We start from the raw sequence: 16,427 nt of genomic DNA, 5'->3' as shown, positions 1-16,427 counted from the left end.
CGCCACGAGGCGGTGACGCTGATGGTCACCGCCTCGTGGGTGGAAGATCCCTCAGGCGGTCAGCCCTTGGTGATCTGGTAGTACAGCGGAACCGAGTTCCAGCCGAAGGTGACGTTCTTCACGCCCTCGGCGTAGCCGCCGGTGACGTTCGAGTACCACAGCGGGATGGACGGCAGGTCCTTGAACAGGATCTCCTGCGCCTTCTGGTAGTCAGCGGTGGCCGCGGCCGGGTCGGCCGACGAGGCACCCTGTGCGAGCAGCGCGTCGAAGTCCTTGTTCGAGTAGTCGCTGTCGTTCGAGCTGGCCTTGGTGCCGTACAGCGGCTGCAGGAAGTTGTACTGACCGGGGTAGTCGGCCTGCCAACCGGTGCGGAACGCCGTCTTGATCTTGCGGTCGTTGACGTCCTGACGCAGCGTCGCGAAGTCGACGTACGACTTGCCCGACGCGTCGATGCCCAGCGTGTTCTTGATCGAGTTCGCCACGGCGTCGACCCACTCCTTGTGGCCGCCGTCCGCGTTGTAGGCGATCTGGAACGAACCGCTCCACTTCGAGATGCCGTCGGCCTGGGCCCACAGCTGCTTGGCCTTGGCGGCGTCGTACTTCAGGACCTCGGAGCCCGGGATCGAGTCCGACCAGCCGTTGATGACCGGCGAGGTGAAGTCGCTGGCCGGGGTGCGCGTGCCGTTGAAGATCGTCTTGGTGATCTGGTCGCGGTTGATCGCCATCGAGAGGGCTTCCTTGCGCAGCGTGCCCTCTTCACCGGTGAAGTGCGCCATGTCGCCCGGCAGTGTGAACGACTGGAAGATCGCGGCCGGCTGGTTGACGGCGCGGTCGCCCAGGTCGGACTCGAACGAGGCGAACGCCGACGGCGGGATCGCGTCCAGCACGTCGAGGTTGCCGCCCTGCAGGTCGGCGTAGGCCGAGTCCTGCGAGGCGTAGAACTTGATCGTCACGCCCCCGTTCTTCACCTGGCGTCCGCCGGTGTAGCCGTCGTTCTTGACGAGGTCGATCTGCACGTCGTGCTGCCACGCCGAGTCGCTGGCCAGCTTGTAGGGGCCGTTGCCGATCGGGTGCTCGCCGAACGCCTTCATGTCGTCGAATGCGACGTCGGGCAGCGGGTAGTACGCCGAGTAGCCAAGGCGCTGTGCCCAGTCGGCGGCGACCGGCGAGCTGAGCTTGACGGTGAAGGTGTAGTCGTCGACCTTCTTCAGGCCGGTCAGCTCCGAGTCCTTGTCGGCGCTGAAGCCGTCGATGTCGGCGAACCACGAGGAGTTCAGCTGCTTGTTCGAGAACTTGGCGCCGTACTGCCAGGCCTTGATGAAGCTGTCGGCGGTCAGTTCCTGACCGTTCGTGAACTTCTCGCCCTTCTTGAGCTTGATCGTCACGTTGCTGGGGTCGTCGACCGTGATCGACTCGGCCATGTCGTTGACGAGCTTGCCCTTGGCGTCGTAGTAGGCCAGGCCGGCGAAGATCGAGTCGAGGATCTTGCCGCCGCCGGTCTCGTTCGTGTTCGTGGGTACCAGCGGGTTCTCGGGCTCGGAGCCGTTGACCGTGATGATCGACTTGCTGCTGCTGTTGCCGGTGTTGCCCTTGTCGCCCGTGTTTCCGCCGCCGCTCGCGCAGCCGCTGAGCGTGATCACGCCCGCGGTCAGCAATGCGAGCCCGGTGAGGGCGATCTTCGTACGCTTCACGTGTAGTCCTCCAGTGAAAGGGATTCATGCCGCGCCTCACGCACGCACCATTGCGTGCGGCGCTGTTCGCGGCGATGGGGCAACCATAAGCATACTGACAGCTCTGCTCCAAACATCGGCCAAAACCGTTACACACCTTTTACCGATGAGGCTCCGCATGTGACAATCTGTCGGGTGACCGCCTCCGCTCCCCCGCTCGCGCCGTCGTCCCGCGCCCGGCTGTGGTGGGAGGTCGGGCTGGTCATGGCCTGCACGCTCGGCCAATCGGCCGTGTACTCGATGCTCGCCTTCATCCGGCTCGTGCTCGCCCGCGTGCCGGTGGGCGACCAGTCCACGGCGCTGAACCCGCCACAGGCGACGCAGGCCTTCTGGGACATCCTGTATCAGCTCCTCGACGTCGGGTTCTCGCTCTGCCTCGTGGCCCTGGTGGTGTACCTGCTGTGGGATGCCGGCACCAGCCCGTTCCGGCGCATCGGGCTGGATCCCGGCCGGCCGGGCCGAGACCTCGGCGGGGGTGTGGTGCTGGCGCTCGTGATCGGCGTGCCGGGCCTCGGCCTCTACACGATCGGACGCCTGCTGGGCTGGACCGTGCAGGTCCAGGCATCCCCTCTCGACGCGGCCTGGTGGACGATCCCCCTGCTGGTCCTGTCGGCTGTGCGCGCGGGGCTGCAGGAGGAGGTGGTCATGATCGGCTATCTGTTCACCCGGCTGCGCAAGGCCGGATGGAACGACTGGACGATCATCCTCGTGTCGGCCGCCGTGCGCGGCTCGTACCACCTGTACCAGGGCGCGCCGCAGGCCCTCGGCAATTTCGTGATGGGCGTCGTGTTCGGCTGGTGCTACCGCCGCTGGGGCCGAGTCATGCCGCTGGTGGTGGCCCACAGCATCCTCGACATCGTCTCATTCGTCGGCTACCCCTTGGCCGCCGCCCTCTGGCCGGGCGTGTTCGCCCCCACCCCGTCGCCGTCCCCGTCCGCCTCCGGCTGATCCCCGATCCCGCGGCCCCACGCCATGTCGGCGAGGGTGGGCCCGCGCGGATCGAGGGTGGGCCCGCGCGGATCGAGGCGACCGGCCGATCGAGCCCGGCCGGCGCGGCGGCTAGGCGAAGGCCTCGACGGGTGGGCAGGCGCAGACGAGGTTGCGGTCGCCCCACGCGTTGTCGATGCGGCGCACGGGCGGCCAGTACTTCGTGCGCACGAGCGTGTGCACGGGGTACACGGCCGTCTCGCGCGAGTAGGGGCGGTTCCACTCCCCTGCGATGACGGATGCCGCGGTGTGCGGCGCGTTCACGAGGGGGTTGTCGTCTGCGGGCCACTCTCCTGCGGCGACGGCCACGGCCTCGGCCTTGATCGCGATCATGGCCTCGATGAACCGCTCGAGCTCGCCCAGGTCCTCGGACTCGGTCGGCTCGACCATGAGCGTGCCCGCCACCGGGAACGACATCGTCGGGGCGTGGAATCCGTAGTCGATCAGCCGCTTGGCGACGTCGTCGACCGTGACGCCGGTCTGCTCGCGCAGCGGACGCAGATCGAGGATGCACTCGTGCGCGACCAGCCCGCCCTCACCGGTGTACAGCACCGGGAAGTGCTCGCGCAGACGAGCGGCCAGGTAGTTGGCCGCCAGCACGGCGGCTCCGGTCGCGTCGGCCAGTCCTTCGGCACCCATCATCCGCACATACGCCCACGAGATCGGCAGGATGCCGGCCGAGCCGTACGGCGCCGCCGACACCGGCCCGCCGTCGAACCGCACGCCCCCGGCGTGGTCGGCCCTCTGGGCGAGCGGGTGCGACGGCAGGAACCGCGCGAGGTGCGCTTTCGCGGCCACCGGCCCGACGCCGGGTCCGCCCCCGCCGTGCGGGATCGCGAACGTCTTGTGCAGGTTCAGGTGCGACACGTCGCCGCCGAGATCGCCGAACCGGGCGAAGCCCAGCAGCGCGTTGAGGTTCGCGCCGTCGACGTACACCTGGCCGCCGGCGTCGTGCACGGCCTGGGTGATCGCGACCACGTCCTGCTCGTACACGCCGTGGGTCGACGGGTAGGTGATCATGAGCGCAGCGAGCTCCGCCTCGTGCGCGGCGATCTTGGCCCGCAGGTCGTCGAGGTCGACGTTGCCGGCGTCGTCGCACGCGACGACCACGACCCGCATGCCGGCCAGCACCGCCGACGCGGCGTTGGTCCCGTGCGCCGACGACGGGATCAGACACACGCGCCGCTGGTCGTCGCCGTTCGCGTCATGATAGCCGCGGATCGCGAGCAGCCCTGCGAGCTCGCCCTGCGAGCCGGCGTTGGGCTGCAGTGACACGCTGTCGTAGCCGGTGACCTCGGCGAGCCAGCTCTCGAGCTGCTCGATCATGGCGAGGTAGCCGTGCACGTCGGCCTCGGGTGCGAACGGGTGCACGCGCGAGAACTCCGGCCACGACACGGCCGCCATCTCGGTCGCCGCGTTCAGCTTCATCGTGCACGAGCCGAGCGGGATCATGCCGCGATCCAGCGCGTAGTCGCGGTCGGCGAGCAGCTTCAGGTAGCGCATCATCGCCGTCTCGGACCGGTGGTCGTGGAACACCGGGTGCGTGAGGTACTCGTCCTCGCGGTGCAGCACGGCATCCACCCCCGCCAGCGGGGTGAACGCGCCGGAGTCGAGAGAACGGTCGCCGTGCGCGTCGGCTTCGGGCGCGCCGAAGGCGGATGCCACGGCCGCGAGGTCCGCGTCGGTCGTGGTCTCGTCGACCGAGATGCCGACGGTCGCCTCGTCGGCCCAGAACAGCTGGTAGCCCTTGGCGCGGGCGCGCTCGACGACGTTCTTCGCCGTGCCGGGCACAGTGACCCGGATCGTGTCGAAGAAGGCGTCGTGATGCACGCTCTGGCCGTCCTCGCGCAGACGCTGCGCGAGCGCCTCGGTCCTGCGCGAGACGTCCTCGGCGATCGCCCGCAGGCCCTCGGGCCCGTGGTACACGACGTACATCGCGGCCATCACGGCCAGCAGCACCTGGGCGGTGCAGATGTTCGACGTGGCCTTCTCGCGCCGGATGTGCTGCTCGCGGGTCTGCAGCGCGAGCCGGTAGGCGGGGTGGCCGTCGGCGTCCTGCGAGACGCCGACCAGACGCCCGGGCAGCTGACGCTCCAGGCCCTGGCGCACGGCCATGTACCCGGCGTGCGGACCGCCGAAGCCCATCGGCACGCCGAAGCGCTGGGTCGTGCCCACCGCGACGTCGGCCCCGAGCGAGCCCGGCGAGCGCAGCAGCGTGAGCGCGAGCAGGTCGGCGGCGACGACCGCGAGGCCCCCGCCCACGTGCACGGCGTCGATGACCCCGGACGGATCCCAGACCCGCCCGGACGCGCCCGGGTACTGCACGAAGACGCCGAACAGCTCGTCGGGCAGCGCAGCGCCGTCGGCGAGGTCGAGCTCGACCAGGCGGATGCCGACCGCCGCGGCACGGTGGCGCAGCAGCGCCTTGGTCTGTGGCAGCGCGTCGGCGTCCACGACGAACACGTCGGTCTTGGACTTCGAGGCACGGCGGGCCAGCAGCATCCCCTCGGCGACGGCCGTGGACTCGTCGAGCATCGACGCGTTCGCGGTGGTCAGGCCCGTGAGGTCGGTCACCATCGTCTGGAAGTTGATCAGCGCCTCGAGGCGCCCCTGCGAGATCTCGGGCTGGTACGGCGTGTACGCCGTGTACCAGGACGGATTCTCGAGCACGTTGCGCGCGATCACGCTCGGCGTGAACGTGTCGTAGTAGCCGAGCCCGATCATCGACCGGGCGGACCGGTTCTGCGCGGCGAGCTCGCGCAGCTCGGCGAGTGCCTCGGCCTCGGTGGCCGCGGCCGGGATGTCGCTGCTCACCCTCGGGGCGGCGTGGATGGATGCCGGGACGGCAGCCTTCACGAGAGCCTCGACCGAGTCGTATCCGACGGCGTGGAGCATCTGCCGCTGCGCGGCCTCGCCGGTCCCGATGTGGCGGGAGGAGAACGCGCCGCTCACGCGTCGCCGTCCGTGAGCGCCTCGTAGGCGGCACGGTCGAGCAGCTCGACCGACTCGGTGCCGCGGATCTTCACAAGCCAGCCGTCGCCGAACGCGTCGGAGTTGATGACCGACGGGTCGTCGTCGAGGGCGGTGTTGACCTCGACGACCTCGCCGGTGATCGGCGCGTACAGTTCGCCGACCGACTTGGTGGACTCGATCTCGCCGCAGACCTCGCCGGCGGTCACGGACTGGCCGACGGCGGGCAGGTCGACGTAGACGACGTCACCGAGCTTGTCGGCGGCGAAGTCTGTGATCCCGACCGTGGCGAGGTCGCCGTCACGGGCGATCCACTCGTGCTCGGCGGTGTAGGACAGGGTGGTCAGGTCGGTCATTTCGTCCTCCGGTAGAAAGGCAGGGTGGTGACGGTGGCAGGGATGCCGGTGCCGCGCACGTCGATCGACAGCACGGTGCCCGTCTCGGCGAAGGCCGGCGGGACGAAGGCCATCGCGATCGGATGGCCGAGCGTGGGCGACAGGGCGCCGCTGGTGATCTCGCCGACGGCGACGCCGTCGGGGCCGAGCACGGGGTAGCCGGCACGGCCGGCACGGCGGCCCTCGGCGACGAGGCCCACGAGCACCGGGGCATCGGCCAGGTCGCGGGCGGCCAGGCCGGCCTTGCCGACGAAGTCGTCCTTGGCCGCCACGACGACACGGCCGAGGCCCGCCTGCGCGGGCGCGATCTCGAGGCCCAGCTCGTGGCCGTACAGCGGCATGCCGGCCTCGAGGCGCAGCGTGTCGCGGGCGGCCAGGCCGCACGGGATGAGGCCGTGCGGGTCGCCTGCCGCCAGCAGCGCGTCCCACAGGGCGCCGGCCGCATCGTTCGGGATCAGCAGCTCGAAGCCGTCCTCGCCCGTGTAGCCCGTGCGGGCCACGAGCACCGGGACGCCGCCGAACGTGCCGTCGCGCCAGGCGTAGTACCCGAGCCCCGTCAGGTCCTCGGCGTCGAACCCGGCCGTGGACAGCACGATCTCCTCCGCACGCGGGCCCTGCACGGCGATGAGGGCGTAGTCGTCGGTGACGTCCTCGACGTCGGCACCGTCCTGCGCACGCTGCGCGAACGCGTCGGCCACCGCATCCCGGTTCCCGGCGTTGGCGACCACGAGGTACCGCTCGTCGGCGAGGCGGTAGACGATGACGTCGTCGATGATGCCGCCGTCGTCGGCGAGCACCAATGAGTACTTCGCCTTGCCGATCGCCAGGGCCGACAGGCGTCCGGCCAGGGCGTAGTCGAGGAACGCGCCCGCGCCGCGGCCCGACACGAGGAACTCCGCCATATGCGAGATGTCGAACAGGCCGGCCGCCTCGCGCACGGCGCGGTGCTCGGTCAGATCGGAGGTGTAGCGGACGGGCATGGACCAGCCGCCGAAGTCGGTGAACGAGGCGCCGAGCGCTTCGTGCCGCGCATTCAGCGGGGTCTGACGAAGGTGAGACATGGGATCTTCCGAGTCGGACAGGACGCCCTGCGGCGTCGTGCGGACTCCCCCTCTGTCATGGGCCTGAGAGCTTCACCGCGACATCGATGGATGCCGCGACTTTCACCGTCGGCGGATCTCGGGCGCCGTGTGCTCGAGATCGCTTTTCAGAGTGGCCGGGCGTGCGCGGTATGCGGACCTGAGAGATTGGCGGGGAGGCTTGCTCCTTCGGTGTCCGATCGGATCGGACTCTCCCGCGGACGTCGTGCGGCCGATGGTGTTCAGTTTGAATCCAGCATACCGGTCGGCGTCAGCCCGTGCAGTGTCCCGACGACACCGGCGCGGTCAGCGACCCGGACCGCGCGAGCAGATCCTTCAGAGCACTGTCGATGATCGCGTAACCCCGGTCGGGGGCGCCTTCCACACGGGCGAAGACGATCCCGGCGACGGTGCCCTGCGCCGTGAGCAGCGGGCCGCCGGAGTTGCCGGGCCGTACCGCGGCCGCGAGGCTGTAGATGGGCCGCGGGGCGGGGCTGCTGCCGTAGATGTCGGGCACGGGGACGGTCCCCGAGGCGAGCACCCGCGCGTCGCCGACGGTCAGCGGTCCGCCGTACGGGTAGCCGGCGACGACCGCGGACGCACCCGCCGGCAGCGTGGAGCTCATCCGCAGGGGCGTCGCGTGCAGGCCCGGCGCGCGGATGACCGCCAGGTCGAGCTTCGGATCGAACGCGACGATCCGCCCCTGCTGTGCGCTGCCGTCGGGCAGCTGCACGGTCGGGTTCTTGACGCCGGCCACGACGTGCGCGTTCGTGACGATGGTGTCGGCGCCGATCGCGAATCCCGATCCGGTCTGGCTGACGCCGCAGGCGTAGGCGACGCCGGTGATGCGGGCCACCGAGCGCACCGCCTTCGTCACCGCCGGCGTGTCCAGAGCGATCGCCGGCTGGGGCGAGGCCGACGGGTGGTCCAGCAGCGAGCCGAGGGCGGGCAGCCCGTCGGCGGCCAGGGTGCCGCGCAGCTGCGCGAGCGCCTGCTGGATCGGCGGCGGGATGAGCGCGTCGATCGTGCGCACGACGCGAGAGGATGCCGCGTCCGCCGAGATTCCCGGGATCCCGCTCGCCGCGATGCCGGTCGCCGCCAGCGACACGACAAGCGCCGTCACGACGAGCGAGACGACACCCCCGGCGATCCGGTCGATGATCCGCAGCGGCGTGCGGTCGACCCCGCGGCGAAGCCACGCGCCGATCGCACCGCCGATCGACGCCCCGATCGACAGGAGCACGATCCAGGTGACGAGCTCGGCGATCGGCCGCCACACCGGTTCGGAGACGAGCCGCCCGATCGAGGGCGCCGCCCACAGCGCCGCGATGCCGCCGGCGACCAGGCCCGCCAGCGTGCCGGCGCTGGCCACGAACCCGCGCGCGAAGCCCGCCACGGTCGCCACCGCCAGGATCAGCAGCAGCACGATCTCGAACAGAACCATGTCACCTCCGGATCAGTCAGGGTACGGGCCGCGTCTGTGTCTCTGCTCGACGGGCCCCGGACGGCACAGCGGGAGCGGGTCATGCGTGCCGGACCGTGGTCAGCGTCGCCGGTGGCGCCAGTACCACAGGCGCCGCCGGAAGCTCGTCGGCAGCCGGCTCCACGCGCCCCTGGCCGCTCGGCGCGGGCTCCACCGGGGACCGGCGCCGACGGTCACACGCACCGCGCCGCCGGAGCGCACGCGCAGTCGCAGCCGCGAGCGCGTCGTCCCGAACACGACCCGCAGGCTCGCCGCGTGTGCGGGGACGGTCGCCTCGATGACGGCGCGGCCCTCGCCGGCGACGAGCAGGCAGGATGCCACGGTCCGGCCGCGCTCGTCGATCAGGCGCCCCGGCAGCTCGAGCGACGAGTACACGGCCACATGCGGCAGGTCGATGCGCAGGCGCACCCGGTCGCCGTCCCGCTCCGCGACCGCGCGGGTGCGGGGGTCGTCGACCACGCTGAACAGCGTCTGCCCCACGTCGATGCTGAGGCAGTCGTTCTGGGTCCGGTAGGCGACAGCGAGCCGCCCGCGCACCACGGCCCAGCTGCGGCCGGTCCACGTCGTGCGCACCTGCGGGACCACGCGCGTGCGCATCGCGATCGTGCGCACGTACAGGTCCCACGGGCCGTCGTGCAGGCGCTCGTGCGAACCGCCCTCCTCCTCGAAGTCCCACCGGACGCTCGTGCGCGCCCGCAGTTCGGCCGAGTCGGGCGCGCCCGGCCCGGCCGTCGTCACCAGCTCGGCGCCCGATCCGTGCTCAAGCAGCCAGTCGATCTTCTCGGTGCGCGAGCGCCGGTCCACCGAGTACGTCACCGCGCGGACGTCGTCGGTCACATCGGTGGGCAGCCCCCGCTCGCGAGCGAACGCGGCCACCGCGGGGTCGAGCGCGAGCACCGCCCGGTCTCCCTCGCGGCGCACGGTCGCGGCATCCACCCCCTCGGCGTTCTTGCGCGCGAACCGCCACACGAGATCGACGTCCAGGCGCAGTCCGTCGGCGCTCCACTGCGGGCCGGGGGTCGTCGGCACGCACGGCAGACCCGGGAACGTGCGCTCGTGCGCGTCGATCAGGTCGTAGCGGCCCGCCCGCAGCAGCGCCGTCTTGATCCGCCGCCACGGATCGAGGTACCGGTCGGCGTCGTCCGGGATCGTCGGCAGGATCGCGGCGGTGAACACGCGGATGCGGTCGCGCTGGGCGGGCGTGCGCTCCTTCCAGCGGAACAGCGGCAGGATCCGCATGTGCAGCTGATAGGCGCGGAACCGTGGCAGCAGCTCGGCGAAGCGCGGCTGGTCGAGCTCCTCGTCGATCCACCGGAACACGCGGGCCACGGCGTCCAGATACTCGTCCAGATCGTCGTGGAACGTGCCGCTCGTCGTGCGGTGCTCGGGCCGGTTCCAGTAATAGAAGGGCGTCGAGACCATGAGCGAGACGACGTCGGCGCGGGCGTGGGCGGCGATGTCGAAGTGGATGTCCTCCCAGATCTGCCGCCCGCCCTCGGGAAAGCGCACCCCCTTCTCGCGCAGGAACGTCGTGCGGAACATCTTGTGCGGGTTCATGGGCAGCAGCGGATGCGGCTCGACCCAGTCGATCGCGTTGTCGACGTCGACGGCGACGTCGCGCATCGCCCAGCCGGGGGTGTCGCTCTTGGACTCCTTGCCGTCGAGCACGTCCGCGTGCGTGCGCGAGGCCAGCGCGAACGCGGCGCGCAGCGCGTCGGGGAACAGCCGATCGTCGTGGTCGATGAACACGACGTACTCGCCGCGGGCCTGGTCGATGCCGTGGTTGCGGGGGCGCGAGGGCCAGCCGGACGGCTCCAGCCGGAACGCGCGATAGTTCGGACGGGTGCGCGCGTAGCCCTCGAGCCGGGCGAACGTGTCGTCGGGCGATCCGTCGTCCACGAGCACGACCTCGAACTCGTCCTGCGGCATCGTCTGCGCGTCCAGGCTCGCCACGAGCTCATCGAGGTGGGACGTCGATCGATAGGTCGGCACCACGACGGTCACTGCGATCACGATCGGCCCTTCATTCTGGCCCCGCCGCCCATCCGGCGGCGACGGTGGTCCGGCGCTCCACAGTACTGCCGGGCGGTGACGCCGGAGCGTCACCCGTCCCGCGAACGCGATTGTGTCGTCTGCGTGTCGTCCGCGGGTTGCACTTCTTGTCACGGTGACCCTAAGATCGGTCCCGTACTTAGAGTCATCCAGACCTGAACCCGACATGAGCGCCCCATCGATCCGTGTCGCCGTCTCGACGGTGATCTTCACGCTCCGCCCGGCCCCCGGCGGCGCGATCCTCGCGCTGCCCCTCGTGCGCCGCACCCGCGAGCCGTACGAAGGGCTGTGGGCGCTGCCCGGCGGCTGGCTCGACGCGGCCGAGGGGCTGGATGCCGCGGCCTCGCGGACACTCGCCTCCACGACCGGGCTCGCCCCGAGCTACCTCGAGCAGCTGTACGCGTTCGGCGACGTGGACCGCTCGCCCGGCCGGGTCGTCTCGATCGTGTACTGGGCGCTGCTGCGGCAGGACGAGGTCGACGCGCAGCGCGCCGCCCACGATGCCGCAGGCGACGGGCCCGAGAACGTGCGGTGGTTCGACGCCGACGCGCTGCCGCCGCTCGCGTTCGACCACACAGACATCGTCGCCTACGCGCTGTGGCGCCTGCGCAACAAGGTCGGCTACTCGCGCATCGCGCACGGTCTGCTGGCCGACGAGTTCACCCTCGCCGACCTGCGCGAGGCCTACGAGTCCATCCTCGGCCGGCGCCTGGACCCGGCGAACTTCCGCCGGCAGGCCGAGGCATCCGGCACCCTGATCCCCACCGACCGCTTCCGCACCGGCAGCCACCGGCCGGCGCGCCTGTACCGATACGACCGCGACGTCGAGCTCGCCCAGCGCGGGCCCGGTTCGGACACCCGATGAATCGAGGCATGATGGCCACCTCTCCCCTGACCCTGACCGACGCATCCGTCGACCACGCCCTGCAGGCGATCGCCGCCGGCACATCCGCGCAGGAGGCGTGCACGATGGACCTCGTCGCCGCGCCCTGGGACTTCGACCCGGTTCCGGGATACGGCCCGGGCGCCTCGATGGGCGACGTCATCCCCACGGGCGCGCCCGTGCAGGGCGGGCTGCCGCAGGAGTACCGGGATGCCTCGGCCGACGAGCTCGCCGCACGCGTGCGCGCGGCGAAGCAGGCCCTCGGCGACCGGGTCGTGATCCTCGGCCACTTCTACCAGCGCGAAGAGGTCGTCGTGCACGCCGACTACGTGGGCGACTCGTTCCAGCTCGCGAACGCCGCCAAGACGCACCCCGAGGCCGAGGCGATCGTGTTCTGCGGCGTGCACTTCATGGCCGAGACCGCCGACCTGCTGTCGGGCCCCGATCAGGCCGTCATCCTGCCCAACCTCGCCGCCGGATGCTCGATGGCCGACATGGCCTCGATCGACGAGGTCGAGGAGTGCTGGGAGCAGCTGACCGACCTGTACGGCGACCTCGACACGCCCGACGCCGACGGTCTCGTGCCGATCGTGCCCGTCACGTACATGAACTCGTCGGCGGCCATCAAGGGCTTCGTCGGTCGGCACGGCGGCATCGTGTGCACGTCGTCGAACGCGCGCACGGTGCTCGAGTGGGCGTTCGCCCGCGGACGCCGGGTGCTCTTCTTCCCCGACCAGCACCTGGGCCGCAACACGGCCAAGGCCATGGGCGTGGCCGAGGAGCACATGCCGATGTGGAACCCGCGGCGCCCGCTCGGCGGGGCCGAGCCCGACGCGCTGCGCGAGGCCCGCGTGATCCTGTGGCACGGGTTCTGCTCGGTGCACAAGCGCTTCACGGTCGACCAGATCGCCAAGGCCCGCGCCGAGCACCCGGGGGTGCGCGTGATCGTGCACCCGGAGTGTCCCGCGCCCGTGGTGGACGCCGCCGACGAGTCCGGGTCGACCGATTACATCCGCCGGGCGATCGAAGGCGCCACCGAGCCCACTGTGTTCGCGATCGGCACCGAGATCAACCTCGTGCAGCGGCTGGCCGCCGCGAACCCGCAGCACACGATCTTCTGCCTCGACCCGGTCGTGTGCCCGTGCTCGACGATGTACCGCATCCATCCCGGCTATATGGCGTGGGTGCTCGAGGGCCTGCTCGACGGCGAGGTGCGCAACCGCGTCCAGGTGCCCGCCGACGTCGCCGAACCCGCCCGCGTCGCCCTCGAGCGGATGCTCGCGGCAAAGCCCCCGGCCGCGCCCGCGGGCGCGTGGGAGAACGCCTCATGACCCACGTCATCGTGGTCGGCAGCGGCATCGCGGGCATCACCGCCGCGCTGCACGCCGCCGCGTCGTGCACGGTGACCCTCGTCACGAAGGGGACGATGGATGCCGCGAACACGACGTTCGCGCAGGGGGGCGTCGCCGCGGCCCTGTTCGAGGATGACAGTCCCGCTGCACATGCGCGGGACACGCTGGCCGCCGGCGCCGGGATCGGCGACCGTGCGGCGATCGACGTGCTGACCCGCCAGGCGCCTGCCCGGATTGCCGAGCTCATCGCCCGCGGCGTCTCGTTCGACCGCGACGGATCCGGGGACTTCGCCCGGGGGCTGGAGGCTGCGCACTCGTACCCCCGCGTCGTCCACGCCGGCGGCGACGCGACCGGCCGCACGATCGAAGACGCCCTGATCGCGGCGCTGCGCGCAAGTGGTGTGCGGGTGGTCGAGTATGCCTTCCTGATCGATCTCGTCGTCACGGCACGGCGGGTGACCGGCGTCGAGCTGCTCACCTCGGGGCGGCGCGACCTCCTTCCCGCGGATGCCGTGATCCTCGCGACCGGAGGCGCCGGGCAGCTGTACGCGCACACCACGAATCCGGCGGTCGCCACCGGCGACGGCATCGCCGCGGCGCAGCGCGCGGGGGCCGCGGTCGCCGACCTGGAGTTCGTGCAGTTCCATCCCACGGTGCTCGCCGGTGAGGCGTTCCTGGTGTCCGAGGCGGTGCGCGGCGAAGGCGCGGCGATCGTCGACGACGAGGGCCGCCGGTTCCTGTTCGACACGCACCCCGACGGCGAGCTCGCGCCGCGAGACGTCGTCGCACGGGCGATCGCCGAGCGCATGGACGAGCAGGGCGGCCGCCCCGTGCGGCTGGACGCGACCGGCATGGATGCCGCGTTCCTCGCCCGGCGCTTTCCCACGATCGACGCCGCCGTGCGCGCGCGGGGGCTCGACTGGGCGCGCGACCCGATCCCGGTGACCCCGGCCGCGCACTACCTGATGGGCGGCATCGCCACCGACCTGCACGGCCGCACGAGCATCGCCGGGCTGTACGCGGTCGGCGAGTGCGCCCGCACCGGGGTGCACGGGGCCAACCGGCTGGCCTCGAACTCGCTGCTGGAGGGCGCCGTGTTCGGCGCCCGCACGGGCGACGTCGTCGCGCGAGACACGGCATCCACTCTCCGGCCCGTGACCCCGGCGACGCCGCCCACCGCGATCACGCCCGCCGATGCGTCGCCGACGGCCGGTGCCCCGACGTTCTCTCGCGCGGCCCTGCAGCGACTGATGTGGGAACATGCCGGGCTCGCGCGGAGTGCCGCGGGCCTCGCCCGGGCCGCCGACATCCTCGCGGCGTGGGCCGCCGAAGCGGGCAGCGCGCACACGGTCGCCGAGCACGAGGACCACAACCTACTGCAGCTGGCCCGCGCCGTGGTGGCCGCAGCGGCGGCGCGCACGACGTCGATCGGCGCCCATTTCCGCACCGATGACACGCTCTCGCTCCCCGCCCGCCTGGAGGCCTCCTGATGCTGACCCGCGCCCAGATCGACACGGCCGTCGCCGCCGCTCTCGCCGAAGACGCCCCGTGGGGCGACGCGACCAGCGAGGCACTGATTCCGGAGACCGCGATCGCCCGCGCCGACCTCGTCGCCCGCGAGCCCGGCGTGTTCGCCGGCGGTGACGCGTTCGCAGCCGCTTTCACGCTGACCGATCCGCGGGTCGACGTCGTACGGCACGCGGCCGACGGTGACGCGTTCGCACCCGGCGACGTGCTGGCGACGGTCAGCGGGCCCGCCCGCGCGGTGCTCACCGCCGAACGGGTCGGACTGAACTTCGTGCAGCGGATGTCGGGCATCGCCACCCTCACCGCCCGCTACGTCGCCGAGGTCGCCCACACCGGGGCACGCATCGTCGACACCCGCAAGACCACGCCGGGCCTGCGCGCGTTCGAGAAGCACGCGGTGCGCTGCGGCGGCGGGAACAATCATCGCCATTCGCTGTCGGATGCCGTGATGGCCAAAGACAATCACCTCGGCGTGCTCACCGCGCAGGGGCTCAGCGTCACCGAGGCGCTGCGCCGCGCGATCGGCCGGCTGCCGCACACGACCCACGTCGAGGTCGAGGTCGACCGGCTCGATCAGATCGAGCCTGTGCTCGCCGCGGGGATCGGCACGATCATGCTCGACAACTTCTCGCTCGACGATCTGCGCGCGGGCATCGCCCAGGTGGCCGGACGCGCGATCGTCGAGGCGTCCGGCGGGGTGAGCCTCGAGACCGTGCGGTCGATCGCCGAGACCGGCGTCGACGTGATCTCGGTGGGCGCGCTCACGCACGGCGCCCGGGCGGTCGACCTCGGCCTGGATCTGCGCATCGAGGCATAGCCGATGCTCTATCTCGACAACGCCGCGACCACCCCGGTGCGCCGCGAAGTGCTCGAGGCGATGACGCCGTTCCTCACCCGCGCGTTCGGCAACCCGTCGAGCCACCACACCGTGGGCGAGGCGGCGGCCGACGCGCTCGACGACGCCCGCGCCCGCGTCGCACGCGTGCTCGGGATGCGCGCGAGCGAGGTCGTGTTCACCTCGGGCGGCACCGAGGCCGACAATCTCGCGGTGAAGGGCATCGCGATCGCCGCGGCGCTGGCCCGTGGGGCGCGGCACGTCGTGACGCTGCCCATCGAGCACGAGGCGATCCTCGAATCGGTCGGCTACCTGCAGCGGGTGCACGGGTTCGAGGCGACCCTGGTCGCGGTCGGCGCCGACGGGCGGGTGGATCCCGCCGCCGTCGACGCGGCGATCCGCGACGACACCGCCCTCGTGAGCGTCGGGTACGCGAACAACGAGGTCGGCACGGTGCAGGACGTGGCATCCCTCGCCGCCGTCTGCCGCGCCCGCACCGTGCCGCTGCACCTCGACGCCGTGCAGGCCGCCGGGTGGCTGCCGCTGTCGGGTACGGGGGCCGCTGCGATCGCGATCGCCGGCCACAAGATCGGAGCCCCCAAGGGCACGGGCGCACTCGCGGTCGCCGGGCGCGTGCCGGTCGAACCGCTGCTGCACGGCGGCGGACAGGAACGCGGCCGGCGCAGCGGCACGCAGGACGTCGCCGGGGCCGTGGGGCTGGCGCGGGCGCTCGAACTCGCCGAGAGCGAGAGGGAAGAGGATGCCGCAGCCCTCGCTCCGCTGCGCGACGCGTTCATCGCCCAGGTGCTGGGCCGCGTGCCGCAGGCGCGCTTGACCGGCGATCCGGTGCGCCGGCTGCCGGCGACCGCGTCGTTCACGTTCGCGGGGACCAGCGGCGAGGCCGTGCTGCTCGAGCTCGAACGGCGCGGCGTGGTCTCATCGTCGGGCTCGGCGTGCGCGGCCGGCGCCGACGAGCCCTCGCACGTCCTGCTCGCGATGGGCATCGACGGCGAGACGGCGCAGACGGCGATCCGGTTCACGTTCCCGCACGGGCTGCGCCGGGGTCTGGATGCCGTGGCCGACGCGGTCGCGGCATCCGTCGCCGCCGTCACCGGCGCATCAGCCCCATGACGC

12 protein-coding genes and 2 riboswitches are annotated in these 16,427 nt (G+C 71.8%); of the genes, 6 read left to right on the top strand and 6 right to left on the bottom strand.

The annotated features are described in order from the left end of the window. Window positions 1–59 precede the first annotated feature (59 nt). Window positions 60–1,691, bottom strand: coding sequence for a peptide ABC transporter substrate-binding protein (locus tag AC3RX0_RS03790; RefSeq protein WP_491504599.1), 1,632 nt, complete (start codon window positions 1,689–1,691; stop codon window positions 60–62). Between the two features lie 165 nt (window positions 1,692–1,856). On the opposite strand from AC3RX0_RS03790, the gene AC3RX0_RS03785 reads away from it, so the two are divergent. Beyond that, the gene (locus AC3RX0_RS03785; RefSeq protein WP_491505376.1) at window positions 1,857–2,678 is read left to right on the top strand and encodes a CPBP family intramembrane glutamic endopeptidase; all 822 of its coding nucleotides are present in this window, start codon (window positions 1,857–1,859) and stop codon (window positions 2,676–2,678) included. 111 nt (window positions 2,679–2,789) lie between these two features. Here AC3RX0_RS03785 and gcvP read toward each other — a convergent pair whose 3' ends face one another. From gcvP to AC3RX0_RS03760, 5 genes are all read right to left on the bottom strand, one after another. Beyond that, window positions 2,790–5,612, bottom strand: a complete 2,823-nt coding sequence (gene gcvP, locus AC3RX0_RS03780; protein ID WP_491505375.1) for an aminomethyl-transferring glycine dehydrogenase — start codon at window positions 5,610–5,612, stop codon at window positions 2,790–2,792. Between the two features lie 53 nt (window positions 5,613–5,665). Continuing rightward, window positions 5,666–6,043, bottom strand: a complete 378-nt coding sequence (gene gcvH, locus AC3RX0_RS03775; protein ID WP_491504598.1) for a glycine cleavage system protein GcvH — start codon at window positions 6,041–6,043, stop codon at window positions 5,666–5,668. Next, the gene (gene gcvT / locus AC3RX0_RS03770) at window positions 6,040–7,143 is read right to left on the bottom strand and encodes a glycine cleavage system aminomethyltransferase GcvT (protein WP_491504597.1); all 1,104 of its coding nucleotides are present in this window, start codon (window positions 7,141–7,143) and stop codon (window positions 6,040–6,042) included. Before gcvT ends, gcvH begins: the two co-directional genes overlap by 4 nt. Window positions 7,144–7,188: 45 nt before the next feature. Beyond that, window positions 7,189–7,298, bottom strand: a riboswitch (glycine riboswitch). 1 nt (window position 7,299) lies between these two features. After that, window positions 7,300–7,389: riboswitch (glycine riboswitch) on the bottom strand. Window positions 7,390–7,432: 43 nt separating this feature from the next. Further along, window positions 7,433–8,605: a MarP family serine protease gene (locus tag AC3RX0_RS03765; RefSeq protein WP_491504596.1), complete on the bottom strand. Its 1,173-nt coding sequence runs from the start codon at window positions 8,603–8,605 to the stop codon at window positions 7,433–7,435. A gap of 99 nt (window positions 8,606–8,704) precedes the next feature. Then, the gene (locus AC3RX0_RS03760; RefSeq protein ID WP_491504595.1) at window positions 8,705–10,657 is read right to left on the bottom strand and encodes a glycosyltransferase family 2 protein; all 1,953 of its coding nucleotides are present in this window, start codon (window positions 10,655–10,657) and stop codon (window positions 8,705–8,707) included. A 205-nt stretch (window positions 10,658–10,862) separates the two neighbouring features. Here AC3RX0_RS03760 and AC3RX0_RS03755 point away from each other — a divergent pair, with 205 nt between their 5' ends. The 5 genes from AC3RX0_RS03755 to AC3RX0_RS03735 are packed head-to-tail and all read left to right on the top strand — an operon-like array spanning window position 10,863 to window position 16,424. Next, window positions 10,863–11,561, top strand: coding sequence for an NUDIX hydrolase (locus AC3RX0_RS03755; protein ID WP_491504594.1), 699 nt, complete (start codon window positions 10,863–10,865; stop codon window positions 11,559–11,561). 11 nt (window positions 11,562–11,572) lie between these two features. Next, window positions 11,573–12,910, top strand: coding sequence for a quinolinate synthase NadA (gene nadA / locus AC3RX0_RS03750; RefSeq protein WP_491505374.1), 1,338 nt, complete (start codon window positions 11,573–11,575; stop codon window positions 12,908–12,910). After that, window positions 12,907–14,421 carry an L-aspartate oxidase gene (gene nadB, locus AC3RX0_RS03745; RefSeq protein ID WP_491504593.1) on the top strand — a complete coding sequence of 505 codons (1,515 nt, stop codon included), beginning with the start codon at window positions 12,907–12,909 and terminating at the stop codon, window positions 14,419–14,421. Before nadA ends, nadB begins: the two co-directional genes overlap by 4 nt. Next, entirely contained in the window at window positions 14,421–15,275 is an 855-nt protein-coding gene (gene nadC / locus AC3RX0_RS03740; RefSeq protein WP_491504592.1) for a carboxylating nicotinate-nucleotide diphosphorylase, read from the top strand. The genes nadB and nadC overlap by 1 nt, the downstream gene beginning before the upstream one ends. Window positions 15,276–15,278: 3 nt before the next feature. Continuing rightward, the gene (locus tag AC3RX0_RS03735; RefSeq protein WP_491504591.1) at window positions 15,279–16,424 is read left to right on the top strand and encodes a cysteine desulfurase family protein; all 1,146 of its coding nucleotides are present in this window, start codon (window positions 15,279–15,281) and stop codon (window positions 16,422–16,424) included. Window positions 16,425–16,427 lie beyond the last annotated feature (3 nt).

This window comes from Microbacterium sp. W1-4-2 (assembly GCF_058349885.2).
The sequence above is the reverse complement of the archived record's forward strand: the minus strand, read 5'-3'. Positions and strand labels throughout refer to the sequence as shown.